27 protein-coding genes and 3 riboswitches are annotated in these 26,554 nt (G+C 71.3%); of the genes, 20 read left to right on the forward strand and 7 right to left on the reverse strand.

Annotated features, from left to right (window positions below):
* Positions 1-58 precede the first annotated feature (58 nt).
* Positions 59-664, forward strand: coding sequence for a hemerythrin domain-containing protein (locus tag ABH928_RS32815; RefSeq protein ID WP_370072336.1), 606 nt, complete (start codon positions 59-61; stop codon positions 662-664).
* On the opposite strand, the gene ABH928_RS32820 is transcribed toward ABH928_RS32815, so the two are convergent.
* On the reverse strand, positions 624-1,751 hold the full coding sequence (locus tag ABH928_RS32820) for a DUF2637 domain-containing protein (RefSeq protein ID WP_370072337.1): 1,128 nt from the start codon (positions 1,749-1,751) through the stop codon (positions 624-626). The two genes, ABH928_RS32815 and ABH928_RS32820, sit on opposite strands and share 41 nt — an antisense overlap.
* Before the next feature lie 96 nt (positions 1,752-1,847).
* The gene (locus ABH928_RS32825; RefSeq protein ID WP_370072338.1) at positions 1,848-2,633 is read right to left on the reverse strand and encodes an SDR family oxidoreductase; all 786 of its coding nucleotides are present in this window, start codon (positions 2,631-2,633) and stop codon (positions 1,848-1,850) included.
* A 218-nt stretch (positions 2,634-2,851) separates the two neighbouring features.
* Here ABH928_RS32825 and ABH928_RS32830 point away from each other — a divergent pair, with 218 nt between their 5' ends.
* Positions 2,852-3,982: a site-2 protease family protein gene (locus ABH928_RS32830; RefSeq protein ID WP_370072339.1), complete on the forward strand. Its 1,131-nt coding sequence runs from the start codon at positions 2,852-2,854 to the stop codon at positions 3,980-3,982.
* 12 nt (positions 3,983-3,994) lie between these two features.
* Here ABH928_RS32830 and ABH928_RS32835 read toward each other — a convergent pair whose 3' ends face one another.
* Positions 3,995-4,252: a hypothetical protein gene (locus ABH928_RS32835; protein ID WP_370072340.1), complete on the reverse strand. Its 258-nt coding sequence runs from the start codon at positions 4,250-4,252 to the stop codon at positions 3,995-3,997.
* Positions 4,253-4,503: 251 nt separating this feature from the next.
* Here ABH928_RS32835 and ABH928_RS32840 point away from each other — a divergent pair, with 251 nt between their 5' ends.
* From ABH928_RS32840 to ABH928_RS32855, 4 genes are read left to right on the forward strand one after another with little or no spacing between them, the layout of a single operon-like run.
* Positions 4,504-5,466, forward strand: a complete 963-nt coding sequence (locus ABH928_RS32840; RefSeq protein WP_370072341.1) for a metal ABC transporter solute-binding protein, Zn/Mn family — start codon at positions 4,504-4,506, stop codon at positions 5,464-5,466.
* A gap of 19 nt (positions 5,467-5,485) precedes the next feature.
* Positions 5,486-6,415: a metal ABC transporter ATP-binding protein gene (locus ABH928_RS32845; protein ID WP_370072342.1), complete on the forward strand. Its 930-nt coding sequence runs from the start codon at positions 5,486-5,488 to the stop codon at positions 6,413-6,415.
* 1 nt (position 6,416) lies between these two features.
* The gene (locus tag ABH928_RS32850; protein WP_370072343.1) at positions 6,417-7,322 is read left to right on the forward strand and encodes a metal ABC transporter permease; all 906 of its coding nucleotides are present in this window, start codon (positions 6,417-6,419) and stop codon (positions 7,320-7,322) included.
* On the forward strand, positions 7,319-8,191 hold the full coding sequence (locus ABH928_RS32855) for a metal ABC transporter permease (protein WP_370072344.1): 873 nt from the start codon (positions 7,319-7,321) through the stop codon (positions 8,189-8,191). The genes ABH928_RS32850 and ABH928_RS32855 overlap by 4 nt, the downstream gene beginning before the upstream one ends.
* A gap of 12 nt (positions 8,192-8,203) precedes the next feature.
* On the opposite strand, the gene ABH928_RS32860 is transcribed toward ABH928_RS32855, so the two are convergent.
* The 3 genes from ABH928_RS32860 to ABH928_RS32870 form a co-directional block, all read right to left on the reverse strand.
* Complete coding sequence (locus ABH928_RS32860; RefSeq protein ID WP_370072345.1) at positions 8,204-8,977, reverse strand: hypothetical protein; 774 nt, start codon at positions 8,975-8,977, stop codon at positions 8,204-8,206.
* Between the two features lie 97 nt (positions 8,978-9,074).
* Positions 9,075-9,470, reverse strand: a complete 396-nt coding sequence (locus ABH928_RS32865) for a helix-turn-helix domain-containing protein (RefSeq protein ID WP_370072346.1) — start codon at positions 9,468-9,470, stop codon at positions 9,075-9,077.
* 29 nt (positions 9,471-9,499) lie between these two features.
* Positions 9,500-9,835 carry a hypothetical protein gene (locus ABH928_RS32870; protein WP_370072347.1) on the reverse strand — a complete coding sequence of 112 codons (336 nt, stop codon included), beginning with the start codon at positions 9,833-9,835 and terminating at the stop codon, positions 9,500-9,502.
* Between the two features lie 402 nt (positions 9,836-10,237).
* Positions 10,238-10,416: riboswitch (M-box (ykoK) riboswitch) on the reverse strand.
* A 213-nt stretch (positions 10,417-10,629) separates the two neighbouring features.
* A riboswitch (M-box (ykoK) riboswitch) is annotated at positions 10,630-10,809 on the forward strand.
* A 380-nt stretch (positions 10,810-11,189) separates the two neighbouring features.
* On the opposite strand from ABH928_RS32870, the gene ABH928_RS32875 reads away from it, so the two are divergent.
* Positions 11,190-11,915, forward strand: coding sequence for an MgtC/SapB family protein (locus ABH928_RS32875; protein WP_370072348.1), 726 nt, complete (start codon positions 11,190-11,192; stop codon positions 11,913-11,915).
* A gap of 145 nt (positions 11,916-12,060) precedes the next feature.
* Here the strand turns inward: ABH928_RS32875 and ABH928_RS32880 are convergent, their stop codons facing one another.
* A complete protein-coding gene (locus tag ABH928_RS32880) occupies positions 12,061-13,482 on the reverse strand; it encodes a uracil-xanthine permease family protein (protein ID WP_370072349.1) in 1,422 nt (473 codons plus the stop codon).
* Between the two features lie 302 nt (positions 13,483-13,784).
* Between ABH928_RS32880 and ABH928_RS32885 the strand changes: the two genes are divergently transcribed.
* The 13 genes from ABH928_RS32885 (at position 13,785) to ABH928_RS32945 (ending at position 26,425) form a co-directional block, all read left to right on the forward strand.
* The gene (locus ABH928_RS32885) at positions 13,785-15,143 is read left to right on the forward strand and encodes a sensor histidine kinase (protein WP_370072350.1); all 1,359 of its coding nucleotides are present in this window, start codon (positions 13,785-13,787) and stop codon (positions 15,141-15,143) included.
* Complete coding sequence (locus ABH928_RS32890) at positions 15,140-15,829, forward strand: response regulator (protein ID WP_370072351.1); 690 nt, start codon at positions 15,140-15,142, stop codon at positions 15,827-15,829. The genes ABH928_RS32885 and ABH928_RS32890 overlap by 4 nt, the downstream gene beginning before the upstream one ends.
* Before the next feature lie 206 nt (positions 15,830-16,035).
* Positions 16,036-16,166, forward strand: a riboswitch (FMN riboswitch).
* Positions 16,167-16,347: 181 nt separating this feature from the next.
* Complete coding sequence (locus ABH928_RS32895) at positions 16,348-17,013, forward strand: riboflavin synthase (protein ID WP_370072352.1); 666 nt, start codon at positions 16,348-16,350, stop codon at positions 17,011-17,013.
* Positions 17,014-17,019: 6 nt separating this feature from the next.
* A complete protein-coding gene (locus ABH928_RS32900) occupies positions 17,020-17,697 on the forward strand; it encodes a nicotinamide riboside transporter PnuC (RefSeq protein ID WP_370072353.1) in 678 nt (225 codons plus the stop codon).
* Positions 17,694-18,995, forward strand: a complete 1,302-nt coding sequence (locus ABH928_RS32905) for a bifunctional 3,4-dihydroxy-2-butanone-4-phosphate synthase/GTP cyclohydrolase II (RefSeq protein ID WP_370072354.1) — start codon at positions 17,694-17,696, stop codon at positions 18,993-18,995. Before ABH928_RS32900 ends, ABH928_RS32905 begins: the two co-directional genes overlap by 4 nt.
* A gap of 64 nt (positions 18,996-19,059) precedes the next feature.
* Entirely contained in the window at positions 19,060-19,536 is a 477-nt protein-coding gene (gene ribH / locus ABH928_RS32910) for a 6,7-dimethyl-8-ribityllumazine synthase (RefSeq protein ID WP_370072355.1), read from the forward strand.
* Between the two features lie 139 nt (positions 19,537-19,675).
* On the forward strand, positions 19,676-19,945 hold the full coding sequence (locus ABH928_RS32915; RefSeq protein ID WP_370072356.1) for a phosphoribosyl-ATP diphosphatase: 270 nt from the start codon (positions 19,676-19,678) through the stop codon (positions 19,943-19,945).
* Positions 19,946-20,138: 193 nt separating this feature from the next.
* Entirely contained in the window at positions 20,139-20,984 is an 846-nt protein-coding gene (gene hisG, locus ABH928_RS32920) for an ATP phosphoribosyltransferase (RefSeq protein ID WP_370072357.1), read from the forward strand.
* Positions 20,985-21,079: 95 nt separating this feature from the next.
* Complete coding sequence (locus ABH928_RS32925; protein ID WP_370072358.1) at positions 21,080-21,544, forward strand: PH domain-containing protein; 465 nt, start codon at positions 21,080-21,082, stop codon at positions 21,542-21,544.
* Between the two features lie 105 nt (positions 21,545-21,649).
* Complete coding sequence (locus ABH928_RS32930; RefSeq protein ID WP_370072362.1) at positions 21,650-23,107, forward strand: hemolysin family protein; 1,458 nt, start codon at positions 21,650-21,652, stop codon at positions 23,105-23,107.
* Positions 23,104-24,147 carry a hemolysin family protein gene (locus ABH928_RS32935; RefSeq protein ID WP_370072359.1) on the forward strand — a complete coding sequence of 348 codons (1,044 nt, stop codon included), beginning with the start codon at positions 23,104-23,106 and terminating at the stop codon, positions 24,145-24,147. Before ABH928_RS32930 ends, ABH928_RS32935 begins: the two co-directional genes overlap by 4 nt.
* Positions 24,148-24,215: 68 nt before the next feature.
* Positions 24,216-25,223 (forward strand): ABC transporter ATP-binding protein, encoded by a 1,008-nt coding sequence (locus ABH928_RS32940; protein WP_370072360.1) that lies wholly within the window; start codon positions 24,216-24,218, stop codon positions 25,221-25,223.
* Complete coding sequence (locus tag ABH928_RS32945) at positions 25,220-26,425, forward strand: ABC transporter permease (RefSeq protein ID WP_370072361.1); 1,206 nt, start codon at positions 25,220-25,222, stop codon at positions 26,423-26,425. Before ABH928_RS32940 ends, ABH928_RS32945 begins: the two co-directional genes overlap by 4 nt.
* The last annotated feature ends 129 nt before the right edge of the window (positions 26,426-26,554 follow it).

Genomic DNA, 26,554 nt, shown 5'->3' on the forward strand with positions numbered 1-26,554 from the left:
CCGGTCGTGGCGGGGTAAGGGAGAGGCGGGGGACCTCTTTCGACCGGAGGTGCTTCTGATGGGTATCGAGACCGACATCGGACGCGACCGCGCCCGAGGCGATCTGATCGACGGACTGATCGCCGACCACGAGGAAATCACCCGGACCTTCAGCGCTTTCCTGGGCGTCGGCTTCGGCCACCCGGAGCGCAAGGAGATCGCCGACCAGGCCACCCGGCAGATCGTGGCGCACGACGCCATCGAGGAGGCCCTGGTCTACCCGATGATCCGCGAACGGGCCGAGGGCGGTAGCGCCCTGGCCGTCCCGTGCCTCGGCGCGCACGCCCAGACGGACGTACTGTTGCGCCGGATCCGGCTGCTCGACGCGCACGCGCCCGGCTTCGACCGGCTGATGGGAGTGCTGGGCACGCACGTCACCGGGCACATGCACTGGGAGGAGGCGCAGATCTTCCCGCTGCTGCGGGCCACGCTCGACCAGCAGGAACTGGACCACCTCGGCGACCGGGCCCGCGAGATGCGCCGCCACCCGCTGCTGGAACCGGCCCCGCACCCCGGCGTCGAGCCACCGCCGGACGACTACCGGCCGCCGGAGCGCACCACGACCGGCAAGCTCCGCTACCTCTTCACTCCTGCGGGAGGCTGGGACCGGATGCGTCCGCACTGACCGCACGGACGGCACTGACCCCTGCGGTGGCGAGTTGCTGCGCGGGCGGGGCCGGTTGAGCCTGCTGCGCAGCGGTCCAGCGCGCCTGGAACGACGGCAGGAGGCGGAGCAGGTAGCCGACGCGTAGCGGTTCGCCGGTACGGCCCTTGATGTCGTGCTGTTCGAAGAGCCAGGTGGACAACTGCTCGGCGTTCGGGTGGGCGCCGTGCTGCTGGGTGTACTCGTCGAAGCCCTGCTGGTACTGCTCGATGGCCGTGCCCGCGCCGAACACGGTCGGCGTGGACGGGACGGTCAGGGGGGCCGATTCGGGCTGCTCTGCGGCGGTCTCGGCCTCCACGGCCGCGGCCTCGGCTGGCGCGGGCGCAGCCGGGAGCGCGGGGCGGACCGGGGGAGCCGGCGTGGGATCGGGCTCGATCCGGGCGACCTCCAGCTCGAACGCCGGGAGCGGCTCGCCCAGGTTGGCCAGCCTGAGCAGCAGGATCTGGTCGACCGGGGCCTTCTGCCGCCAGAACAGGCCGTAGCGCGAGCGCAGCCGGGCCCGGAAGACCAGTCGGCGGCGCTCCATCTCCAGCGCCTCCTGGTAGTTGCGCAGCTCCCACAGCTGGCGGCGGCGCCAGAGCCGGAAGGTGGCGACGGGGGCGAAGAACCAACGGCCCAGCCGCGTCCCCTCCATGAACTGGTCGGCCTCGATCTGGGCCATCCGCCCGACCATGTGGCGCGCCGCCTCGATCGCCGCGACGAACAGCAGCGGGACCACCGCGTGCATGCTCGTCGCCAGCGGATTCGGCCACGCCGAGGCGGCGTTGAAGACGATGGTGGCCGCCGTCAGCAGCCACGCCAGCTGCCGCAGCAGCGCCAGCGGGATCCGCATCCAGGTCAGCAGCAGGTCCAGCGCCAGGAAGACGGTGATGCCGACGTCGATGCCGATCGGCAGCACGTAGGCGAACCAGCCGAAGCCGTTGCGCTGGGCCAGCCGCATCACCGCGTCGTACGAGCCGACGAAGCCGATCGTCGCGATCACCAGTGTGCCGGCGACCACGACGAGCGCCAGCCTCCTTTGCCCACGCAGCAGTTGGCGGCGTTCCATGTCCCGTCCCCTTGGAAGTGCTCGGTTGTCCGTTGTGCCGCTGTGCCGTGGCGTGCAGTGCCGTACCGTGCCGTGCAGTGCTGGTCGGTCAGTCGCTCAGACCGTGGTGCCGATGCCGCCGTCGACCGGGATGACCGCGCCGGTGACGTAGGAACCCGCCCGGCTGGACAGGTAGACGGCGACCCCGGCCATGTCGTCCGGGCGGCCGATCCGGCGCAGCGGCGCGGCCTGGGCGATCGCCTCGCCGAAGGTCTCCAGCGTCGCCGCCATCATCTTGGACTCGAACGGGCCCGGAGCGATCGCGTTGACGGTGATGCCCTGCGGCCCGAGCTCCTTCGCAAGCACGCGGGTCAGGTGGTGCAGCCCGGCCTTGCTGGCCGCGTAGGAGTAGGCGGGGAGCGGGCTGACGTGCAGGCCGTCGATGGAGCCGACGTTGATGACGCGGGCGGGGTCGCCCTGGTCCGGGTCCTCGTGAGAGGCGGCGGCGCGCAGCAGCGGGAGCAGGGCCTGGGTGAGCAGGAACGGGCTGCGCAGGTTCAGGTCCATGACCTTGTCCCAGCCGCTGACCGGGAACTCGTCCAGCGGCGCGCCCCAGGTCGCGCCCGCGTTGTTGACCAGGATGTGCAGCCGCTCCTCGCGGGAGGCGAGCTCCTCGGCGAGGCGGCGGCACTCGTCCGCCTGCGCCAGGTCGGCCGGGAGCGCCACGGCCTCGCCGTACTGGGCGAGTTCCTTGACCGCGGCCTCGCAGGCCTCCGCCTTGCGCGAGCTGACGTAGACCTTCGCGCCCGCCTGGACCAGTCCGCGCGCGATCATCAGGCCGATGCCCCGGGTACCTCCGGTGACCAGGGCGGTCTTTCCGGCGACGGAGAAGAGATCGTTCACGGCGGGCTCCGAAAGTCTCTGGGGCAACGGGGACTGCTGCGGCGTGGGTGCGGGCGTGCGGGTGGGCGTGGGCGTGGGGTGATCTTGCGCGGCCCCAACCTAGAGGGTCTCGGCGCGGTGTGCCAGGTGCGCCCGGGACCACGCCCCCGAGCCCGGTTTGAGCGCGTCCCCCGGGCGCAGAATCCCAGGGGAGGGTGTAGGGAAGGGAGGCGGCGGCCATGAACGGTTCCGTGCCCCTGGGCAGGCTCTTCGGGATCCCGCTGCGGGTCCACTGGAGCGCGCCGCTGCTCGTCGTCCTGCTGACCTTCGGCCTGGCCGGGAACGTCCTCCCCGCCTGGGTGCCGGGACGCTCCTCCGGCGTCTACCTGCTCGGCGGCCTGGTCGGGGCGCTGCTGCTGATCGCCAGCCTGGTGCTGCACGAGGTCGCCCACGGCGTGGTCGCCCGACGGGCCGGGACGCGGGTCGACGACATGACCGTCTGGGGCCTCGGCGGCGTGACCCGGATCGGACGGTTGCACGGCCCCGGCCGGGAGCTGCTGGTCGCGCTCGCCGGCCCGGTGGTCAGCCTGCTCCTCGCGGCGGCCACCTGGGGCGCGGCGCTGCTGGCCCTGAACGTCCTGGACTGGGACGTCCCGGCGGCGGTGCTGATCTGGACCGGTGTCGTCAACCTGCTGGTCGCCGTCTTCAACATGCTGCCCGGTGCCCCGCTGGACGGCGGCCGGGTGCTGCAGGCGGCACTCTGGTGGCGCGGCGGTGACCGGGACCGGGCCGAGCGGCAGGCCGGTCGGTGTGGTCAAGTGCTGGGCGCGGCACTGGTGCTGGGCGGCTGGATCGTGCTGCTGCGCACCGCGACCGGCTCGGCGGGCGTGTGGCTGCTGCTGGTAGGGGCGTTTCTCATGGTGGCCGCCTCGGCCGAGGTCCGGCACGCGGCGCTGGCGGCGTCCGCGCGTGGCGTCCGGGTCGGCGAGGCGATGACCACGCCCGCGTTCACCCGCCCCGACTGGTCCACGGTCGACCGCGTCTTCGAGGAGAGCACCACCTGGCGCAGCCTCGGTGCGGTCCCAGTCGTGGACCTGAACGGTTATCCGAGCGGTGTGGTCCGCTGGCGCACACTGCTCGGCATCCCGCCGGGTCGGCGCGGTGACGTGCGGCTGCGGGACGTCGCGGTCCCGGTCTCGACCTGGGCGACGGCGGCGACCCAGGACGATCTGCTGGACGCGCTCGACGACAGCCGCGGACGGCTTCCGCTGCTCGTCCTGGACGGCGGCCTCCTGGTCGGCACCGTCACCACGCTCGACCTGGCCCGGCTGGTCCGGGGCGGACGGTTCGTCCCCGGGACGCAGACCTGAGCGGCCTGCTGGTTACAGCTGGAAGTGCATGGACATCCGGCAGTGGCCGGTGAGGGCGAACACCTCGTCCTCTTCGTCATCTGTGCCGCTCACCGTGCCGCTCACCGGGCCGACGACGGGCTGCGTGGCGGTCTGTGAGGCGGTCTGCACGAAGGAGGTCCCGGCCCGCGCGTCGGCGGCGGGGAATGCTGGGTACGCCGGGGTCGCCAGGTTGCCGAGGGCCGACAGGCTGTCGCGGGTGTCGTCGAGGACCATCACTGGATGAGTCATGGCACCAGTTCACCCCCGTCCGGGCCCGCGTGGGGCGGTCCTTGACGCGTTCCGAGCGCTACGGCGGCAGACCCTGATGCGGCCTTGGCGCGGCCCGGCGGGCCAAGCGGCGAGCCCGGCGTGTGCCACTCGGACGGGTGACGGCGGGAACGGTTTTCATCTCACACCCATTCGGGCTACGATGAAAACCGTTTCCAAGTTAACCTGAAGACGTCGCCGCACCGCCGTCCCAGCCCAGGGGGTCCCTGATCATGCCCGCGCCCGCCACCTTCCGCCGTCGTACCACCAAGCTGGCGCTGGGTGCAGGAGCGGTCGCGCTGGTGGCCTCGGTCAGCGCCTGCGCGACCACCGCACCCGCCGGGACCAACGCGGGGTCCTCGGGCGCCTCCGGCGGCAAGGTGATCCAGGTCGCCGCGGCCGAGAACTTCTGGGGCAGCATCGCCACCCAGCTCGGCGGCTCGCACGTGCATGTGACCAGCATCATCACCAACCCGAACACGGACCCGCACTCCTACGAGCCCACCGCCTCCGACGCCCGCACCGTCACCACGGCGCAGCTGGCCATCGTCAACGGCATCGGCTACGACGCGTGGGCGGACAAGCTGCTGGCCACCAACCCGGGCACGGGCCGCGCGGAGCTCAACGTCGGCGACCTCGTCGGGATCAAGCCGGGCGGCAACCCGCACCGCTGGTACTCGCCGGACAACGTCAAGCAGGTCATCGCCGCGATCACCGACGAGTACAAGAAGCTCGACCCGGCCGACGCCGCCTACTTCGACGCGCAGCAGCAGACCTTCGAGACGCAGACCCTCGCCCAGTACAACCAGCTGATCGCGCAGATCAAGCAGAAGTACGCGGGCACGCCGATCGGGGCGTCCGAGTCGATCGTCACGCCGCTCGCCGAGGGCCTCGGGCTGAAGATGATGACGCCGGAGACCTTCCTGGACGCGATGAGCGAGGGCACCGACCCGACCGCCGCGGACAAGGCGCTGATCGACCAGCAGATCAAGAACAAGCAGATCAAGGTCTACGTCTACAACAGCCAGAACTCGACCCCGGATGTGGTCGCGCAGGTCAACCTGGCCAAGTCCGAGGGCATTCCGGTCGCCCAGGTGACCGAGACCCTGGCCCCTGCGAACGACACGTTCCAGCAGTGGCAGGTCGCCGAGCTCCAGGGCCTGGAGCAGGCTCTCCACCAGGCCACCGGGAAGTGACGCCATGAATCCTCCCCCCGTGAGCGCACCCGCTGACGCAGCACCGGCCGAAGCACCGGCCGTCGAGAAGGCCACCCCGACGCCCACCGAAGCCGCGGCGCCCGTCGTCGGCCTCAGGGGCGCCGCCGTGCGCGTGGGCGGGCGGACGCTGTGGTCCGGCGTCGACCTCGAGGTGCAGGCGGGCGAGTTCGTCGCCGTCCTCGGGCCCAACGGCGTCGGCAAGTCCACGCTGGTCAAGGTGCTGCTCGGCGTCGTGCCCGCCGCCGAGGGCGAGATACGCGTGCTCGGCCGTCGGCCCGGCGAGGCGGGCAGCCGCGTCGGCTACCTGCCGCAGCGCCGCAGCTTCGACCCGAGCCTGCGGATCCGTGGCGTCGACATCGTCCGGATGGGCCTGGACGGCGACCGCTGGGGCATACCCCTGCCCTGGGCGCGCAACCGGCATGCCGCGCGCGAGCGGGTCCGTGAGGTGATCGAGCTGGTCGGCGCGAGCGCGTACGCGCACCGCCCGATCGGGCAGTGCTCCGGCGGTGAGCAGCAGCGGCTGCTGATCGCGCAGGCCCTCGTCCGCAAGCCCGAAGTGCTGCTGCTGGACGAGCCGTTGGACAGCCTGGACCTTCCCAACCAGAGCGCCGTCGCCGCGCTGATCGGCCGGATCTGCCACCAGGAGCAGGTCGCCGTGGTCATGGTCGCGCACGACGTCAACCCGATCCTGCACCACCTGGACCGGGTCGTGTACATCGCCGAGGGCGGCGCCGTCAGCGGCCGGCCCACCGAGGTGATCACCTCCGAGACGCTGACCCGCCTCTACCGCACCCCGGTCGAGGTCCTCTCCACCCAGGACGGCCGCCTCGTCGTCGTCGGACAGCCCGAGGGCACCGGCGCACACGCCGGAGTGCACGGAGCACGGGCAGACGCGAGCGCCGGAGCACCCGCCGGAGCGGGTGGCTGAGATGGGATCCGCTCCTCCGTTCTCCTGGAACCTGCTCTACGACTTCCAGGTCATGTGGTCGTACCCGTTCATGCTCAACGCCTTCCGCGCGGGTGCGATCGTCGCCGTCGTCGCGGGCGTCGTCGGCTGGTACGTCGTGCTGCGGCGGCAGACCTTCGCCGCGCACACCCTGTCCGTCGTCGCCTTTCCCGGCGCGGCGTTCGCGACGCTGGCCGGATTCGCGCTCAGCCTCGGCTACTTCGGCTTCTGCATCGCCGCCGCGCTGGTGCTGGCCATGCTCCGACGCAACCGCGGGGGTCAGCCCGGCGACTCGGAGGAGTCGGCGGCGACCGGCACCGTCCAAGCCTTCCTGCTGGCCTGCGGATACCTCTTCATGGCGCTCTACAAGGGCCTGTTGGAGGGCCCGCAGGCGTTGCTCTTCGGCAACTTCACCGGCATCACCACCGGTCAGGTGACGACGCTGGCCGTCGCCGGCGTCGTGGTGCTGGGCGTGCTCGCGGTGATCGGCCGCCCGCTGCTCTTCGCCTCCGTCGACCCGCAGGTCGCCGCCGCGCGCGGGGTGCCGGTGCGGGCGCTGTCGGTGGCGTTCCTGGTGCTGCTCGGTGCCGCGACCGCCGAGGCCGCGCAGATCACCGGCGCGTTGCTGGTCTTCGCGCTGATGGTGTTGCCCGCCGCGACGGCCCAGGTGCTCACCGCCCGGCCGGGGTTGAGCCTGCTGCTCACCGTCGTCATCGGCTTCGGCGTGACCTGGCTGGGTCTGTTCGCGGGCTGGTACTGGAACTACCCGCTCGGCTTCTTCGTCACCACGTTCGCGTTCGCGCTCTTCCTGCTCGCTCACGGCGTGCGGGCGTTGGCCGCGGCCGCCGAGCGGCGACGCGCGGTCCCGACCCTGGCAGGTGCGGCATGACGGCCCCGACCATGTCCCTCGCGGTTTCCGCGTGGACCCAGCCGTTCTTCCAGCACGCGCTGCTGGCGGGCACGTTCATCGCACTGGCGGCGGGGCTGGTCGGCTTCTTCCTGGTGCTGCGCGCGCAGGTCTTCACCGGGGACGCGCTGAGCCATGTCGCCTTCACCGGCGCGATGGCCGCACTCGCCGCCGGATACGACCTGCGGCTCGGCCTCTTCGTCGCCTGCGTCCTGGTCGGTCTGCTGCTCGGCGGTATCGGCCGCCGCGGCAAGGCGGACGACGTGGTGATCGGCAGCGCCTTCGCCTGGATCCTGGGCCTCGGCTCGTTCTTCCTCACCCTCTACACCACCTCGGCCAGCGGCATGGGGAACGGCGGCGCGGGCACCTCGGTGCTCTTCGGCTCGATCTTCGGCCTGGACGGCGGCCAGACGACGGTCGCGGTCGTGATCGCGCTCGTGGTGACGGCGCTGGTACTGCTGATCGCCCGGCCGCTGCTCTTCGCGACGCTGGATGAGAACGTCGCCGCCGCGCGTGGAGTCCCGGTCAAGGCGCTGGGGTTGGGCTTCCTGGCCCTGGTCGGCCTGACGGCCGGCGAGGCGACCCAGGCCGTCGGTTCGCTGCTGCTGCTCGGCCTGCTGGCCGCCCCGGCGGGCGCGGCGCTGCGGATGACGCAGCGGCCCTTCGTCGGCCTCGCGCTGGCGGGCGGCCTGGCGGTCGCGGAGATGTGGGCCGGTCTGGCCGCCGCCGCGTGGATCCCGCAGTGCCCGCCCAGCTTCGGCATCATGGCGGCGGCGACCCTCGTCTACGCCGCGACCTACCTGCCCCGCCCGGCCGGTCGGCGCGCGCGGACGGCTGAGGCAGCCGTGTAGCGAACGCGCAGGTCAGATCCAGCCGAGAGCGACCAGCGCGCCGATCACCAGCAGCGTGACCGCCGTCAGCATGTTGGCGCGCTTGTCGATCCACGGTGTCGTCAGCATCCGCGCCCCGAGCGCGGCGGCGACGGTCAGACCGACGATCGTGCCGATCGTCACCAGGGTGAAGACGACCAGCGAGCCGACCGCGGCCGTCGCTCCGAGCGCGCCTGCGGCGAGGAAGACCGGAAGGATCGTCAGATCCGGCGAGGCTGCGGCCCCGAAGGGGATCAGCAGCCCGGCCAGCCCGCGCGGGCTGCGCTGTGGGTGGCTGTGCTCGTGTTCCGCTTTCGGTCGGTCCAGAACCGCCGTGGTGCCGACGGCGTGGGTGTGGCGGCCGTCGTGGTCGGGGGCGTGCCCGTGGTCGTGCGTGTGTCCGTGTCCGCGTCCGTGACCCTGGCTGTGCCCGCCGTCGCCGTCGTGGCTGTGGCCGTGGCCCTTGCCCAGCAGGTCCAGGACGAGGAAGACCGCGCCCGTCACCAGCAGCACGCCCCCGACGACGAGGTCGGTGTGGCGGGCGACCGTCGTGCGGAACTGGAGCCCGACGACCACCAGCACCGCGCCGAGCAGCAGCGAGACGAGGACGTGCGTCAGCGCGGCGGCGAGCGACAGCCGGACGACTCGCCCGGTGCGGTAGCGCCTCGTGCGGGAGAGGACGGCGAGCGGCAGCCAGTGGTCCGGCATGACGGCGTGGCCGAAGCCGACGCCACCGGCCGCGAGCAGCAGGGCAGGAAGCGTGTTCACAGGACCACGGTACACAATCATCTTCGCATCCGTGAAGATGAGAAGACAGATGCCCGAGCCTTCTACCTGCAACAACGTCGCAGTTGCGCCGCCGCGGCTACGGCGCGGGGTCGTACTTGTACCCCACGCCGCGCACGGTGGCCAGCATCCACCGGTACGGATCGCCCAGTTTCCGGCGCAGCCGGGCGACATGGACGTCGACGGTCCGGCCGTCGTCGACGTCCGGCTGCTCCCAGACGAGTTCCAGCAGCTGGGTGCGCGAGAAGACCAGCTCCGCGTTGACGACCAGATGGGCCAGCAGGTCGAACTGACGCCGGGTCAGGTCCAGGGGCCGCCCGCCGGCGACGGCCCGGCGGCGCCGCCGGTCGACCTCGATGCGTGGCGGGACCGCCACCGGGACCGGTGGCCTGCGGCCGGCCGAAGGCAGGCGGGTCGGCGGGATGGCAGCGGACAGCTCGCGGTGCTGGTGTGCGCGCTGATAGGTGACCGTCACGGGGGGGTCCTTCCGGGTAGGTGATGGGCTCAGCGGCGTGCGACGGCGTTGCGCGGGCCGCGTGGGCCGTGGCGCTCCGCTCGGGCGCAGATCGCGCGGGCGGCGGAGAGCGGCAGGTCGAGGTGGGGCGCGAGCCACTCCGGGCGGTGGCCCTGGGCGGCCAGGATGTACGCGGCGTGGACCCGCGCGTCGTAGGCCACCTCGGCGGAGGTGGTCGCGGCGAAGTCGTGCGGGTCGAGCAGGTAGACGCGCTCGACGCCGTCGTGGAGGGCGAGGCGCAGTGTCCCGTACGCGGTCGAAGGCTCGGCGGCGGTGGTATGCAGCGCGGTGACGGTGGCCTGGGCGAGCGACGCCTCGGCGGACACGGCGGGAGGCCCTGATGTGCCGGAGTCGGCCGAGCGCGCCGCGCACTACGTCATGCAGTACGTCGTGCGGGCGACGGCCGGACGTCTGCGGGGTGGTGTGCGGGCTGGTGTGCGGGGTGTGCGGGCGAAAGGACATCACGGTCATGACGAAGAGGCTCCTTCTGGGCAGGCGTGCCCGCGCCACGACGCCGTCGACGGCGTGGCGGACGGCGCGGGCGTGCGGTCAGCGGTGAACGCGGGCCGGACCAGGCTCGGCGGGATGGCCGGGCAGGGGTCGGCCCGGACATGGACTCGGACTGTCGTCCATGACTTCGCCTCCTTCCGGCCGTGGTGCGCGTGGCACCGATGCGACGCGGCAAGGAGCGGACCGGCTGTGAGAGACCGCGACAGGACGCGGTAGCCGGAACACCCCAACTCGTCAGAGCTTTGGCACTCCACGGCGTGATCCCAAGTGCGCTGACTGGGAAGCCACTTGGCCTCAACCCTTAGGTCGGGAGGAGGTGTCCTGATCCGGAGCGTCTCTCGACGGGTGGGATCAGTGGCCTGTGTCCGTGAAGACGCCTCACCGAACGAGGTGCCCTCTTCGTTTCAACGCCCTCAGCATAGATCAGTGATTCGGTGGTGAAGCAAGTTCCCGGATTCTTTGACGTGTTGTTGTCGCCGTTGTCCGGTGACTTCTGTGGCTGACGGGAATTCATTCCTCCGTCCACCTGCGACCGATGTGCAACTGCCGGAGCGGCTGATTGTTACGTGCCGGGTTGACTTTCCCCCGCGTGGGTCGGTTCACTTCTCCTGCGACACCTCGTTCGGTGAGGCGTCTGCACGGACACAGGCCACTGACCCGACGACGTCGAGAGACGCCCAGGGTCAGGACACCTCTTCCCGGCTTAAGGGTTGAGGCCAAGTGGCTTCCCGCCCGACCGATGGGCGGGACACGCCGTGCAGTGCCGAAGCTCTTACGTGGGAGGTGTCGGTGTTCCGCACGGGAGTGCGCTGACCTGGGGAGGTGGGGCCTGATGAAACCTGGCAGTAGTCCGCATCCGCGCTCGACCGGTCCCGCAGCAGGCAGTTCCTGACACACGGGTACGCACACGCATGGCCTGATCCGGTCATTTCGCCGTTCCGGCCACGGGTGTGAATTTGTGCTGCCCGCATTCGGTCCGAGGAATTTCCCGATCCTTCCGCCAGGTCCGCTTTTCGTCTGCCCACGTGACGGGGGGGAGACGTCCCGCCGACGTGCCGACGTCTGGAGTTCCCCAGCAGGACGGCTCCGACCACGCATACTCGGCCCGACCACGCAAACGAACCACCTAACACGAGCCACCGAACACGAACCACCGAAGGAGTCCGGGCTGTGCAGTCCCTGACCACCGCCGAATTCCTGATCCGTCTCGGCACCGGCGTCGGCTGCGGCGCACTGATCGGCGTCGAACGACAGTGGCGCGCCCGGATGGCCGGGCTGCGCACCAACGCGCTGGTCGCCACCGGCGCGACGCTGTTCGTCCTCTACAGCGTCGCGGCCGGGGACACCAGCAGCCCCACCCGCGTCGCGTCCTACGTCGTGTCCGGCATCGGCTTCCTCGGCGGTGGCGTGATCCTGCGCGACAGCGGCGGCGTGCGCGGGCTCAACACCGCTGCCACGCTGTGGTGCTCGGCGGCCGTCGGAGTGCTGGCGGCGTCCGGGCGGCTCCAGTTGGCGCTGGTCGGGACGTTCGCCGTACTCGCCGTCCACCTGGTGCTCCGCCCGGCCGGGCGGCTGCTGGACCGGGCGCCTTCGGCCGGGTCCGACCCGGACACCAGCAGCCGGGTGACCGTGCACCTGCGCTGCAGCCGTCGCAACGAGTCGCACATCCGCGCCCTGCTGTTGCAGGCACTCACCGGCGCCGGTCTCACTCCCGCCGGGCTGCGTGCCACCCGGGAGGGCGAGGACGTGGCCAGCCTCCGCGCGACCGTCACCGTCGAGGGGGATGCGGGCAAGGCGCTGGAGCCGGTCGTCACCCGGCTTTCCCTGGAACCGGGCGTGCTGGACCTGCACTGGCATCTGGAGGAGGAGGCCAACGGCGAGTCCGCCCTCGCCTGACGACCGCTCAGCCCGCACGCCCCTGCCCACACCCCGGCCACCGAGAGGCGGTGCCACCGTGCCGATCCCACGACGCCGGATCAACGGCGAAGTCGCCGCCGCAGCCCGGTTGCTGACACGAGGTGGGTGAGCGAAAGCCTTCAGGTCAGTCCGTGGCCGAGCCCGAACCGGTCTGACCCTCCGTCGGCTGCGTCCCGTCGGCCTCGGCCTGTCCGGCCTGTCCCGCCGTCGCGGCCTGCCGCATGGCGGCCGGAGCCAGCGGGCGCAGCGCGTGGTAGCCGAAGAGGACCACGATCGTGCCCAGGGCGATGCCACCGAGCGAGAAGCTGCTGCTGATCTTCATAGTGACGCCGCCCGCGCCGATGATGATCCCGGCCGCGCAGGGGATCAGGTTGATTGGGTTGGTCAGGTCCACCTTGTTGCGGATCCAGATCTGCGCGCCGAGCAGGCCGATCATGCCGTAGAGGACGACCGTGATGCCGCCCAGCACCCCGCCGGGGATCGCCGTGATGATCGCGCCGAACTTCGGGCAGAGGCCGAACAGCAAGGCGAAGACCGCCGCGCACCAGTAGGCGGCCGTGGAGTAGACGCGGGTGGCCGCCATCACGCCGATGTTCTCGGCGTAGGTGGTGGTGGCCCCGCCGCCGACCGCCGTGGAGAGGACCGTCGCGATGCCGTCAGCGGCGATCGCGTCGCCCATCCTGTCGTCCAGGTCCGCGCCGGTCATCTCGCTGACCGCCTTGACGTGACCGGTGTTCTCCGCGATCAGCGCGATGACGACCGGCAGCGCGACCACGATCGCCGACCCGCTGAACGTCGGTCCGTGGAAGTGCGGCAGGCCGACCCAGCGGGCGTGGCCGACGCCGGAGAGGTTGAGCCGCCAGTGGTCGGTGACCTTGCCGCTGCCGTCCGGCGAGTAGATCTTGCCGAGCGTGCGGTCCAACACCCAGGAGAACGCGTAGCCGAAGACCAGCCCCAGGAAGATCGCGATACGGGACCAGAAGCCGCGCAGCGCCACCAGCGCGAAGCCGGTCGCCGCCATCGTGGCCAGCGCCACCCACTGGTCCTGCGGCCAGTACGTGCCGGCGGTCACCGGCGCGAGGTTGAAGCCGATCAGCATGACCACCGCGCCGGTCACCGCGGGCGGCAGTACCACGTGGATGATCCGGGCCCCGCCCGCCTTCACCACCAGCCCGAACACGGCCAGCACCAGACCGGTCACCAGCAGCGCGCCGGTGATCGCCGACGTCGAGCCGCCCTGCAGCCTGATCGTCGTCGCCGCGCCTACGAAGGAGAGGCTGCTGCCGAGGTAGCTCGGGATCCGGCCGCGGGTCAGCAGCAGGAAGAGGATGGTCGCGACGCCCGACATCATCACGGTGAGGTTCGGGTCCAGGCCCATCAGCAGCGGTGCGACGTAGCAGGCGCCGATCATCGACGCGACGTGCTGCGCGCCCAGGCCGATGGTCCGGCCCCAGCTCAGCCGCTCCCAGGGCTTGACGACCTCGCCGGTCTCGATGTGCCGGCCGTCCCCGTGCAGTTCCCAGCCGCCGAGGCCCCGGCCACTCACGTCTGTTCCTTCGCGCTTCGCTTCGGCTCCGCTCCGCTGCGACTCAGCTCGCCGCTCATGGCTGTTCCTTCGCGCTTCGCTTCGGCTCCGCTCCGCTGCGACTCAGCTCGCCGCTCATCGGCTCTCCACATCGTCGCGGTTCTGTTCGCGTGACAGCAGTCGTGTTCGAGGGCGCTGGGGTAGAAATCCCCGTAAGCCGTCCAAACCGGACCAGGTTATACGAGGTGGCACGTAGGTTCGGCCCAGGTGATCGGTACCACGGCATGACGGTCCATGACCGCTTTGCCTCTACCGTTGAAGCCATGGACCTGCTCCGCCGCATCCGCCTCTTCGCGCGTGCCCATCCCTACTGGATGGACACGCTGCTGGCGTTCGGGCTCTACGGGCTCACCCTCGTCTGGCGCGACGGCGGCCCGACCAAGAGCTGGTCCGAGATCGACCCCTCCGAGGTGCTGGTCGTCGCCGGGTTCCTGGTCTACGCTCCGCTGGCGCTGCGTCGCCGCTATCCGGTGTCGGTGCTGGCGCTCACCGTGGCCGCGACCGTTGGGTACATGTTCGTCGGGCCCGTGCGTGGCCCGATCCTGGCCGGTGCCGGTCTCGGGATCTACACCGTCTGCTCCGTCGTCGAGCGTCGGCTCGCCCTCGCCATCGGCGGCATCGCGGTGCTCTCCGTCGGCATCGCGAGCATGGCGCTCTCTCCGGAGAAGTGGGACCAGGCCGTCAACGGCTACGCCTTCGCCTGGACCGCGATGACCGTCGCGATAGGCGAGGCGGTGCGCAGCCGTCGCGCCTTCGTCGCGGCGATAGAGGAGCGGGCCCGCCGCGCCGAGCACACCCGCGAGGAGGAGGCCCGCCGCCGTGTCGCCGAAGAACGGCTGCGGATCGCCCGCGAACTGCACGACATCGTCGGTCACCACATAGCGCTGATCAACATCCAGGCCGGGGTCGCCTCGACCGTGCTGGCCACCCAGCCCGACACCGCGCGCGAGGCGCTCGCCCAGGTCCGCGAGGCCGGGCGCGCCGCGCTTACCGAGCTCGGCGCGACCGTGGCCGTGCTGCGGCAGACCGGCGAGAACGACGAGAACTCCGTCAGCCCGCGCGAGCCCGCGCCGGGACTGGACCAGCTTCCGGCGTTGCTGGCCAAGTTCGAGAAGGCGGGCCTGCGGGTCGAACGGCATGTCGAGGGCGTGCCGCAGCCGCTTCCGGCCACCGTCGACCTGACCGCCTACCGGGTCGTCCAGGAGTCGCTGACCAATGTCGGCAAGCACGCCGGGAGCTCCTCGGCCGTGGTGCGGCTCGACTACCGGTCGCGCACGCTGCGCATCGAGGTCGAGGACGAGGGGCCCACGGGCGGCCCGTCCGAGCGCTCCGACCGCAGTGAGCGTCCCGAGCGGGGCGAGCGTGGTGACCGCGCCGCGCGCGGGGAGCCCCGCACGTCCGGCGGATACGGGATCATCGGCATGCGCGAGCGCGCGGCCACCGTGGGCGGCAGCTTCCGGGCCGGGCCGCGCCCGGACGGGGGGTTCCGCGTCGTGGTGGAGCTGCCCTACGAGCCGGGCGCAGGCTCCGCCACGCCCGCGCAGACAACGTCGCAGACGACCTCGCTGACCACCCCAGCGGCAGACGCCCCTGCCGTCGCCGGAATGACGGGAACCGCATGACCATCCGTGTGCTGCTCGCTGACGACCAGGTCCTGGTCAGGGCGGGCCTCAAGGTGCTTGTGGACTCCGCGCCCGACCTCACGGTCGTCGGCGAGGCCGCCACCGGGCACGAGGCGGTCGCGCTGGCCAAGAAGGCCCGCGCCGACGTCGTGCTGATGGACATCCGGATGCCGGAGATGGACGGCCTGGAGGCCACCGCCCGGATCATCGCCGACGAGGACCTGGCGGGTGTCCGGGTGCTGGTGCTGACCACCTTCGAGATAGACGACTACGTCTTCCAGGCGCTGCGTGCCGGGGCCAGCGGCTTCCTGGGCAAGGGCGCGGAGCCGGACGCGCTGCTCGACGCGATCCGGGTGGTCGCCCGGGGCGAGGCGCTGTTGACGCCCGCCGCGACCAAGGAGCTGATCTCCCGGTTCCTCTCCCAGCCCGACCGCACCAACCCGACGCCCGCGCCCACCAGCCTCTCGGCGCTGACCGACCGCGAACGCGAGATCGTCTCCCTGGTGGCCACCGGCCTGTCCAACGACGAGATCGGCGAGCAGCTCGCGGTCAGCCCGCTCACCGTCAAGACCCATGTCAGCCGCGCTCTCCTCAAGCTCGGCGCGCGCGACCGCGCGCAGCTGGTGGTCCTCGCTTACGAGAGCGGTCTGGTCCGGCCGAACACCGGCCAGCCCGCGGAGGAGTGACGCGGCGCAGCGCCGCGTCGGCACTGGACAGAGTCGGCACAGCACGGAGGCGGCGCAGCGCCGCGTCGGCACAGCTCAGCAGGTCAGCGCCTCGGCGTGGATTCATTCCTGCTCCCGGCGGTGATCCATCCCACAGGCGCGGGCGGGTGACGGGTCTTGCGCCCTTGACACGGGTTCGTGGCAGACTGACTGCAGCAGTACGACGTTTGCGCACTCCGGGGTCGGTGTAATTCCGAACCGGCGGTTACAGTCCGCGACCCGGCCGCCTCCAGCGGTCGGTTGACCAGGTGAAATTCCTGGACCGACGGTGAAAGTCCGGATGGGAGGCAGTGCGCGGCGGACGTCGGGCTGCGGCGTCGTCGCAACGCGCGCATCCTCCCCGGATGCGTCCGGTTCGGCCCGTTCCGGGCTACCGGCAGGGCTCCGCGTCGTCCCGTGACCCGTGGATTGTCGTCCGTTGTCAGCTCCCGATACAGCCCCGGAGACCGCGCAGTAGGCGCGAGGTCACGGAGAGCTGAATGTTCACGGGAATCATCGAAGAGCTTGGCGAGGTCCTCTCGATCGAGGACCTGGGCGACTCCGCCCGTATCCGCCTGCGCGGCCCCCTCACCACCGCTGACGCCCACGAGGGCCAGTCCATCGCGGTGAACGGCGTCTGCCTGACCGTCCTCGACACCGACGCCGAACTGGCCGCCCAGCCGGGCGAGTTCAGTGCCGACGTGATGCGCGAGACGCTGGAGCGGTCCAGCCTGGCCGCCCTCGCCGTCGGCTCCCGGGTCAACCTGGAGCGGGCGATGGCCCTCGGCGCGCGCCTGGGCGGACATCTGGTGCAGGGTCATGTCGACGGCACCGCCGAGCTGCTCTCCCGCGCTCCCGGCGACGCCGGCGCGGACGGCAGCCCGCAGTGGGAGGTGCTGCGCTTCAGCCTCCCGGCCCACCTCTCCCGGTACCTGGTCGAGAAGGGCTCGATCACCGTCGACGGCATCAGCCTGACGGTGGTGGAGGCGGCCCGCGACTCGTTCACGGTCAGCCTGATCCCGGCCACGCTCGCCCACACCACGCTGGGCCGCAAGGGGATCGGCGAGCCGGTCAACCTCGAGGTCGACGTCATCGCCAAGTACGTCGAGCGGATGCTCACCGACCGCGCGTTCCAGCTCGGCGACATCGCGACGTCGGAGGTCTGACGGACCATGAGCGGCTTGGTCAACGACCTCAACAGCACGGCGTTCAGCCTGTTCGGGCAGCACATCAAGTGGTCGGACATGGTGGGCAACCTGCTCGGCCTCGGCGCCCTCGCGCTGGGCTGGCGACGCTCGATGCTCACCTGGCCCGTGCAGCTGCTTTCCGGCGTCGTGCTCTTCGCGGCCTTCGCGGCCGGGCACCTGAGCGGCAGCGCGGGCAAGCAGCTGATCGTGGTCGTCGTCTCGGTCTGGGGCTGGTACCGGTGGCAACGCGGACGGGCCAAGGCCGGTGACGTCACCGTGCGCTTCGCGACCTGGGCCGAGCGTGGCGTACTGGTCGCGGGCACGGTCGTCGGCACGGTCGCACTGGCCGAGCTGTTCAAGGCCTACCCGAGCCTGTCCTGGAGCCCCTGGCCCGACGCCTACATCTTCACCGGCACGCTTGCGGCCATGTACGCGCAGGCCCGTGGCTGGGTCGAGTTCTGGTTCGCCTGGCTCGCCGTCGACCTCGTCGGGGTGCCGCTCAACTTCACCAGCGGCTACGCCTTCTCCGGTTACGTCTACATCATCTACTTCGTCCTGGTGATCCTGGGTCTGCGCTCCTGGTGGCTGCGTACCCGCACCCCGCAGCTCGAACTCCCCACCCAGCAGGACCGCTCCGCGCACGCGGAAGGAGCCGTCGCATGACCGCCGTTCAGGAACTGGCCCAGCAGCACGGTGAGGTCTACGAGGACCTCACCCTCGACAGCATCGAGTTCGCCGTCGCCGAACTCGCCGCCGGGCGCGGCATCGTGGTCGTCGACGACGAGAACCGCGAGAACGAGGGCGACCTGGTCTTCGCAGCCGAGCTCGCCACGCCCGAGCTGGTCGCCTTCGCGATGCGCGAGTGCCGCGGCCTGCTCTGCGTGCCGATGACCGGCGAGGACCTGGACCGGTTGGAGCTGGACCAGATGGTCCAGCAGAACACCGAGTCGATGCGCACCGCCTTCACCGTCTCGGTGGACGCCAGGGAGGGCACCACCACCGGGATCTCCGCCGCCGACCGGGCGCTGACGATCCGTATGCTGGCCGACCCGGCCACCGTCCCCGGCGACTTCGTCCGCCCCGGCCACGTCTTCCCGCTGCGCGCCCGCGCGGGCGGCGTGCTGGAGCGCGACGGCCACACCGAGGCCGGGCCGGACCTGTGCCGCCTGGCCGGGCTGCGTCCGGCCGCCGCGATCTGCGAGATCGCCAACGACGACGGCACCATGGCCCGACTGCCGGAGCTGGTCCCGTTCGCGCGCCGCCACGGCATGGCCATCGTCTCCATCGAGGACCTGATCGCCTACCGACGCCGCGCCGAGGCGAGCGTCACCCGCGCGGCGACCACCTCGCTGCCGACCGAGCACGGCTCGTTCACCGCGCTCGGCTACCGCAGCGAGCCGGACGGCATCGAGCACATCGCCCTGGTCGCGGGCGGCCTGGGCCCGGACGGACGGCTGCCGGACGGCGAGGACGTGCTGGTCCGGGTCCACTCCGAGTGCCTGACCGGCGACGTCTTCGGCTCGCTGCGCTGCGACTGCGGGCCGCAGCTGGCCGCGTCGCTGACGCGGATAGCGCAGGAGGGTCGCGGCGTCGTCCTCTACCTGCGCGGTCACGAGGGCCGCGGCATCGGACTGCTGCACAAGCTGCGCGCCTACGAACTGCAGGAGGACGGCCGGGACACGGTCGACGCCAACCTCGAGTTGGGCCTGCCGGCCGACGCCCGCGACTACCGTGCCGCCGCGATGATCCTGACCGACCTCGGAGTCCGCTCCGTGCGGCTGCTGAGCAACAACCCCGACAAGCACGAGGCGCTGAGCGGTCACGGCGTCCAGGTGACGGACCGTGAGGCGGTACGCGTCGGCGTCGGCGAGCACAACCTGCGCTACCTGCTGACCAAGCGCGACCGGATGGGCCACGACCTGCCGTGGCTGGAAGAGCCCGTCCCGGCGCACAGCGCCTGACAGCGCCCGACGGCGCTCAGAGAACACCACCAGAACCCGAATCACCACCGAGAGGACGAAGCAAGTGAGCGGCGAGGGAGCCCCCAAGCTCGACGTGCAGGGCGCGAAGGACCTGAAGGTCGCGATCGTCGCGGCGCAGTGGCACACCGTGGTCATGGACGGTCTGATCGCCGGCGCCGAGCGGGCGCTGGACGAGTACGGCGTCACCGACCGCACGCTGCTGCGCGTGCCCGGCAGCTTCGAGCTGCCGGTGGCCGCGAAGGTGCTCGCAGCCTGTGAGTACGACGCGATCGTCGCGCTCGGCGTCGTCATCCGAGGCGGGACGCCACACTTCGACTTTGTGTGCGAGGCCGCGACCATGGGGCTGACCCAGGTCTCCGTCGACTCCGGCATCCCGGTCGGTTTCGGGCTGCTGACCTGTGACAACGAGCAGCAGGCGCTGGACCGCGCGGGACTGCCCGACTCCAAGGAGGACAAGGGCCACGAGGCGACCACGGCGGCGCTCAGCACGGCCGTGCTGCTCCGGGGCCTGGCGGGCTGAGCACGCCGCCGGCCGGGTTCGCCGGAGGGATGCCGCAGAGGATCCGCAGGGAATCCGCAGGGATTGGCGTCCACGACACCGTCCGTACGGTGGGACGACACGACCTGTTCCCAGGGAACCACGTAGGGTGGAGCCCATCATGGCGCAGAAGACATTCGAAGAGCTCTTCACCGAGCTGCAGCAGAAGGCCACCTCCGGCGCGCCCGGTTCGCGCACCGCCGAGCTGGTCGGCCTGGGCGTCCACGCCATCGGCAAGAAGGTCGTCGAAGAGGCCGCCGAGGTGTGGATGGCCGCCGAGCACGAGTCCGACGAGCGGACCGCCGAGGAGATCTCCCAGCTGCTGTACCACCTGCAGGTGATGATGGTCGCGCGCGGCCTCAGCCTGGAAGACGTCTACGCCCATCTGTAGACCCCGCGTGTCATGACGCAGCGGGGCACCGAGCCGTTTCGGTGCCCCGCTTCTTCATGTCCGGGGCCGATCCGCAGACGTCCGCACCACGTTCACCAACCAGCTCTTCCCACCCCGTAGTTCAGCAGTCCAGTCCAGCAGTTCACCAGCTCAGCAGTTCACCCACGCAGCACCGGACGAAAGGCCAAGACCCATGCTCCGCATCGCCGTCCCCAACAAGGGCTCCCTCGCCGAACCGGCGGCCGGCATGCTCCATGAGGCCGGGTACCGTCAGCGTAAGGACAGCAAGGAGCTGGTCCTGGTCGACCCGGAGAACAACGTCGAGTTCTTCTACCTGCGCCCGCGCGACATCGCGATCTACGTCGGCTCCGGCCGTCTCGACGTCGGCTTCACCGGCCGCGACCTGCTGCTGGACTCCGGAGCCAACGCCGAGGAGATCCTCTCGCTCGGCTTCGCCGCCTCGACCTTCCGCTTCGCCGGCCCGCCCGGTGTCGCCACCAGCGTCAAGGACCTGGAGGGCCGCCGGATCGCGACCTCCTACACCGGCCTGGTCGAGAAGCACCTGGCCGAGGCGGGCGTCTCCGCCACCGTGACCAAGCTGGACGGCGCCGTCGAGACGGCCGTGCAGCTCGGCGTCGCCGACGTGATCGCCGACGTGGTGGAGACCGGCACCAGCCTGCGCAACGCTGGCATGGAGGTCTTCGGCGAGCCGATCCTGGTCTCCGACGCGGTGGTGATCCGTTCCGTCGGCGCGACCGAGGAGCCCGCCGTGGACCAGTTCATGCGACGTCTGCAGGGTGTTCTGGTGGCCCGTCGGTACGTGATGATGGACTACGACATCCGGGCGGAGCGCGTCGCCGAGGCGGTTGCGCTGACGCCCGGCCTGGAGTCGCCGACCGTCTCCCCGCTGCACAGCGAGGGTTGGGTGGCGGTCCGTTCGATGGTGTTGCGGAAGGAGGCTCAGCGGATCATGGACGACCTGTGGGGCATCGGGGCGCGCGCCATCCTGGTGACCAACATCCACGCCTGCCGCCTCTGAGAGGCTGGCGGTGAATCCTTGGCGGGTCACCGGGGGAGGATCAGTGGGGGCCCGCCAGGGAGAACCCGCGAGGGAGACGCTGTGGAGGCGCTGACATGACCGCCCGCCCGAGCCGGGTGACCGGTCCGCCGACGCTGCCGCACACGTGGCGGCCGGTGCTGACCCGCGTCGTGCTGCTCGGGCTGGCGGCGGTCTCCGTGGCGTTCTTCGCGACGCTCGCGATCCTGTCCGCGCCCGACTGGCAGCGCCACGACCGGATCGGGATCGGCAGCTCCGGTGTGGTCTTCGCGATCGTCCTGGTGGTGCTGGCCCGCCCCAAGGCCAAGGCCGACCGGCAGGGGCTGACGGTGGTCAACTTCGTCCGCACCCGCCGCCTGGAGTGGCCGCAGATCATCGGCGTCAACCTGCGTCAGGGCGACCCGTGGGTGCTGCTCGACCTCGCCGACGGTGGCACCCTCGCGGTCGTCGCCATCCAGCCGGGCGCGGGACGGCGTCAGGCGGCCCGGAAGGCCAAGGAGTTGCAGGCGTGCGTGGACGTCTACGGGACGGCACAGCGCTGACCTGCGTCGTTCATCCCGAGTTTTCAGGCATCCTGGTACGGTAGGCGTCTTTGCCAAAACTTTGGATGACTTGGAGAAGTTGCCCCGTCCATGGACCCTCACAGTATCGCCGCGGCCTGGCTGCTGTTCGGCATCGCCGTCCTGCTGATCCTGGCCAACGGCGTCTTCGTGGCCGCCGAGTTCGCCTTCGTCACCGTCGACCGGGGGGAGGTGGACCGGGCCGCGGCCACGGGGGACCGGCGTGCGGCCGGGGTCGCGCGGGCACTGCGCACCCTCTCCTTCGAGCTCTCCGGCGCGCAGCTCGGCATCACCGTCACCTCGCTGCTCGTCGGCATGCTGGCCAACCCCGCACTGGCCCGGCTGCTCTCGCCGCCGCTCACGTCGGTGGGGCTGCCGGGATCGCTGGTGACCGGGGTGGCCGCGGTGGTGGGGATGCTGCTGGCGACCGTGCTGCAGATGGTCGTCGGTGAGCTGGTCCCGAAGAACTGGGCGATCTCGCGTCCGCTCCAGGTGGCCCGGGTGGTCGCCGCGCCGCAGCGGATCTTCTCCACGCTCTGCCGCCCGCTGATCCTCCTGCTCAACGGGATCGCCAACCGCATCGTCCGCGGGTTCGGCCTGGAGCCCGCCGAGGAGCTCGCGTCCGCGCGCAGCGCCGAGGAACTGGTCGCGCTGGCCCGGCACTCGGCGAGTGAGGGCGCGCTGGAACGCGACACCGCAGACCTGTTCGTCCGCACGCTCGGCCTGGCCGAGCTGACGGCGGAGAGCGTGATGACCCCGCGCATCGACGTCGCCGCGCTGGAGGACCACGCCACCGCCGCCGACGTGCTCAACCTGACCCGGGCGACCGGGCTTTCCCGCTTCCCCGTCTACCGGCAGTCGATCGACGACGTGGTCGGCGTGGTGACGCTGAAGGACGCGCTCGCCGTGCGGGCCGGGAACCGCGCCGCGGTGCGGGTCGGCGCGCTCGCCTCGCCGCCGCTGCTGGTGCCGGAGACGCTGCCCGCCGACCGGCTGCTCGACCTGCTGCGCAGCCGTCAGCAACTGGCCGTCGTGGTCGACGAGTACGGCGGGACGGCCGGGGTGGCGACGCTGGAGGACATCGTCGAGGAGATGGTCGGCGAGGTCCAGGACGAGCACGACCCGGCCGACCTGCCCGAGCTGCGGCCGGTGGCGGCCGTCGAGGGTCGGCAGGCGTGGGAGGCGGAGGGCCGCTGCCGCGTCGACGTGCTGGAGTCCGTCGGCCTCCGGGCACCGGACGGCCCGTACGAGACGGTCGCCGGCCTGCTCACCGACCTGCTCGGCCGCCTGCCCGCTGAGGGCGACAGCGCGGAGCTGCCCGGCTGGCGGCTCACCGCGTTGGAGGTGCAGCGGCACCGCACCGAACTGGTCCGCCTGGAGCGCCTGGTGGAACCGGATCACCACAATCACCGCGATCACCACAATCACCGCGAGCATCGTGATCGAAACCAGCGGAGTCGATCGGATCGATCGGACCGCTTTGATCGTTCTGATCGCACCGATCGCACTGATCGTGCCACGCAGGGTCCGGCAGGTGAGCGGTGAACGTTCTTGAGCTCGCGTTTGCGATCCTGCTCGTGCTCGGCAACGCCTTCTTCGTCGGCGCGGAGTTCGCGCTGGTCGCGGTGCGCCGCAGCCAGGTCGAGCCGCTCGCGGAGGCAGGCGACCGGCGCGCGGCCACGGTCGTGCGCGCTCTCGAAGACGTCACGGCGATGATGGCCGCCGCCCAACTCGGGATCACAGTCTGTTCGTTGCTTCTCGGCGCGCTGGCCGAACCGGCCCTGGCCGGACTGCTGGAAGGCCCGTTCCACGCGCTCGGCGTCCCCGCGCAGCTGGTGCACCCGATCGCGTACGTGCTGGCCCTGGCGGTCGTCGTCGCGCTGCACATGGTGATCGGCGAGATGGTCCCGAAGAACATCGCGCTGGCCACCCCCGAGCGCGCCGCGCTCGTGCTGGGCCCGCCGCTGGCGGCGCTCGCCCGGCCGCTGCGCCCGTTCATCGGCTTCCTCAACGCCTGCGCCGAGCTGCTGCTGCGGCTGCTCCGCGTGGAGTCCAAGGACGAGATCGACGCGGCCTACACCAGCGAGCAGCTCGCCCACCTGATCCAGGACTCCTACGCGGCCGGCCTGTTGGCCGGACACGCGCAGGAGCGGCTGGAGGACGCCCTGGAGCTCGGGCTGCGCCCGGTGCGTGAGGTCGTCATGCCGATGGACCGCCTGGTCACGGTCGACCGCACGGTGACCGCCGAGGGGGTGGAGGAACTGGCCGTCCGCACCGGCTACTCCCGCTTCCCCGTGGTCGGCGACGACTCCTGCCCGGGGTTCCTCGGGTACCTGCACGTCAAGGACGTGCTGGACCTGGAGGAGCGGGACGTGACGGTGCCGCAGCGCCTGTGGCGACCGATCCTCACCCTCCGCGGCGACCTTCCGCTGGACGACGCGCTCGGCGCGATGCGCCACTCCGCGGCGCACCTGGCGGGCGTCGTCGACGCCGAGGGACGCAGTCTGGGCCTGGTGGCGCTGGAGGACGTACTTGAGGAACTCGTCGGCGAGGTACACGATCCGGATCACCGTGCCACCCGCTAGGGTGACACCTGGTCAATCGAAAGCACGATTGACCGATCGAACGAGCCTCACGGGGGAGTGATGAGCACGTGAGCGATCGACGACTCGAAGTCGACCGCGTCTCCAAGCGCTACGGCGACACCGTCGCGTTGGACGGCATGGCTTTCGACGTCCGGGCCGGAGAGATCTTCGGCTTCGTCGGAAGCAACGGCGCCGGTAAGACCACCACCATGCGGATCATCCTGGGCGTGCTGGCCGCCGACTCCGGCGAGGTCCGCTGGGACGGCGCACCGGTGACGCTGGAGACCCGCAGCCGCATCGGCTACATGCCGGAGGAGCGCGGCCTCTACCCGCGGATGAAGGTCGGCGAGCAGCTGGAGTACCTGGCCCGTCTGCACGGCCTGACCCGTGCCGACGCGGTCCAGGCCGCCCTTACCTGGTCCGAGCGGCTGGGCGTCGACGCCCGGTTCGGCGACGAGGTGCAGAAGCTGAGCCTCGGCAACCAGCAGCGCGTCCAGCTGGCCGCCGCGCTGGTCCACCACCCGGAGATACTCGTCCTCGACGAGCCCTTCTCCGGTCTGGACCCGGTGGCCGTGGACGTGATGAGCGAGGTGCTCCGCGAGAAGGTCGCCGAGGGCATCCCGGTCATCTTCTCCAGCCACCAACTGGACCTGGTCGAGCGGCTCTGCGACCGCGTCGGCATCGTCCGCGCGGGCAGCATGGTCGCCTGCGACACCGTCGAGGCGCTGCGCGCCTCCGGCGGCGAGGAGCTCCTGGTCCACGCGCCGGACGCGCCCGACGGATGGGCGGACGCCCTGCCCGGCGTCACCGTCCGTGGCCAGGACGCCGGACGCACGGTCCTCGCCCTCGCCGACGGCGCCGACGACCAGGCGGTCCTGGCCGCGGCGTTGGCCACCGGCCCGGTCCGTGAGTTCGCCCGCCGCCGCTCGACGCTGACGGAGCTCTTCCGGCATGTGGTGAGCGCGGACCCGGCGTTGGGCCCGGGGTTGGACGCGCCGGCGGGAACGCCTGCGAGCACGGCAGTTGGCACGGCAGTCGGCACGGCAGTCGGCACGACGGGGGAGAGGGCGCAGTGAGCAGCAGCGAGCAGAACAACGGCGCTCGGAACGACCGGGCGCAGGGTGCGCCGCGGCGCCTGGAGATCGGCGGCGCGGAGGCGATCCGACTGGTCGCCGGCCGCGAACTGCGGGTCCGACTGCGGTCCAAGGCGTTCCTGATCGTGATGGCGATCTCCGCCCTCGCGTTCGTCGCCCTGCCGATCATCACCAAGTTCGCCCACTCCAGCCCGAGCACCGCCAAGGTCGCCGTCACCCAGCAGGAGTCGGTCTACGGCAACTCCCTGGAGCAGATCGCGAACGCGCTCCACCAGAACCTCTCGGTCACGGTCGTCCCGGACGCGGCTTCCGGCACGGCCCTGGTCCGCGACGGCAAGGTCGACGCCTTCGCGGTCCACACTCCCGGCAGCGGAACGGTGGTGACGGTCAAGAAGACCTTGCCGGACTCGCTCAAGACCGTCCTCTCCCTGGTCGGCCAGCAACCCACGCTGGCGTCCCAGCAGGTCCAGGTCACGGCGCTGGAGAAGAACGACCCGCAGCAGGGCCAGAAGATCACCATCGCGATCGCGGCCGGGCTGCTGATGTACCTGATCCTGATGACGGTCGGTCAGATGGTGGCCCAGGGTGTGGTCGAGGAGAAGAGCAGCCGCGTCGTCGAACTGCTGCTCGCCACGATCAAGCCGTGGCAGCTGTTGGCGGGCAAGGTCGCGGGCATCGCGGTGATCGGCGCGTTGCAGCTGGTCGTGCCGAGCGCCATCGGCCTGGCCATCGGCATGGCCGACGGACAGCTGAATCTCCCGCTCAGCGCGTCGGTCGGCAGCTTCGCCTGGACGCTGGCCTGGTTCGTGGCGGGTTTCTGGCTCTTCGCCATGATCTTCGCCTCGGCCGGCGCGATGGTCTCCCGCCAGGAAGACCTCGGCGGCGTGATGGCGCCGATCATCATGCCGCTGATCGCCGGCTGGGTCGTCGCGATCTCGGTCCTGCCGACCAACCCGCAGAACCAGCTCGCCGAGATCCTCTCCTTCGTGCCGCTCACGGCCCCGGAGATCATGCCCATGCGCTGGGCGCTGGGCGTGGCGCCGCTCTGGCAGGTCCTCGTCTCCCTGGCCCTCACCCTCGCCTGCGGCGCGGTGATGCTGCGCTTCGCAGGCCGGATCTACCGCAATTCAGTCCTGCGCAGCGGCGCCAGGGTCCCGCTGAGGGAAGCGTTGAAGGCGGCGTAGCAGTTGCACTACCTAGAGGCGCGGGGGGGGGGGGGTGGAAAAAAACCCCCCCCCCCCCCCGGGGGGGGGGCGCCCACCGGGGGGGGGCCCCCCCCGCGCCGCGCGAACATAACCGGCGGCCGGGCGGGG

This window comes from Streptacidiphilus sp. MAP5-3, from assembly GCF_041262505.1.
In the GTDB taxonomy this organism is placed as follows: Bacteria; Actinomycetota; Actinomycetes; order Streptomycetales; family Streptomycetaceae; genus Streptacidiphilus.

Bases quoted from the DNA above. Each gene is read 5' to 3' on its own strand.
- ABH928_RS32815 (WP_370072336.1), top strand. From the start codon at position 59: ATGGGTATCGAGACCGACATCGGACGCGACCGCGCCCGAGGCGATCTG.
- ABH928_RS32820 (WP_370072337.1), bottom strand. From the start codon at position 1,751: ATGGAACGCCGCCAACTGCTGCGTGGGCAAAGGAGGCTGGCGCTCGTC.
- ABH928_RS32830 (WP_370072339.1), top strand. From the start codon at position 2,852: ATGAACGGTTCCGTGCCCCTGGGCAGGCTCTTCGGGATCCCGCTGCGG.
- ABH928_RS32835 (WP_370072340.1), bottom strand. From the start codon at position 4,252: ATGACTCATCCAGTGATGGTCCTCGACGACACCCGCGACAGCCTGTCG.
- ABH928_RS32840 (WP_370072341.1), top strand. From the start codon at position 4,504: ATGCCCGCGCCCGCCACCTTCCGCCGTCGTACCACCAAGCTGGCGCTG.
- ABH928_RS32850 (WP_370072343.1), top strand. From the start codon at position 6,417: ATGGGATCCGCTCCTCCGTTCTCCTGGAACCTGCTCTACGACTTCCAG.
- ABH928_RS32855 (WP_370072344.1), top strand. From the start codon at position 7,319: ATGACGGCCCCGACCATGTCCCTCGCGGTTTCCGCGTGGACCCAGCCG.
- ABH928_RS32885 (WP_370072350.1), top strand. From the start codon at position 13,785: ATGGACCTGCTCCGCCGCATCCGCCTCTTCGCGCGTGCCCATCCCTAC.
- ABH928_RS32890 (WP_370072351.1), top strand. From the start codon at position 15,140: ATGACCATCCGTGTGCTGCTCGCTGACGACCAGGTCCTGGTCAGGGCG.
- ABH928_RS32895 (WP_370072352.1), top strand. From the start codon at position 16,348: ATGTTCACGGGAATCATCGAAGAGCTTGGCGAGGTCCTCTCGATCGAG.
- ABH928_RS32900 (WP_370072353.1), top strand. From the start codon at position 17,020: ATGAGCGGCTTGGTCAACGACCTCAACAGCACGGCGTTCAGCCTGTTC.
- ABH928_RS32905 (WP_370072354.1), top strand. From the start codon at position 17,694: ATGACCGCCGTTCAGGAACTGGCCCAGCAGCACGGTGAGGTCTACGAG.
- ABH928_RS32915 (WP_370072356.1), top strand. From the start codon at position 19,676: ATGGCGCAGAAGACATTCGAAGAGCTCTTCACCGAGCTGCAGCAGAAG.
- hisG (WP_370072357.1), top strand. From the start codon at position 20,139: ATGCTCCGCATCGCCGTCCCCAACAAGGGCTCCCTCGCCGAACCGGCG.
- ABH928_RS32925 (WP_370072358.1), top strand. From the start codon at position 21,080: ATGACCGCCCGCCCGAGCCGGGTGACCGGTCCGCCGACGCTGCCGCAC.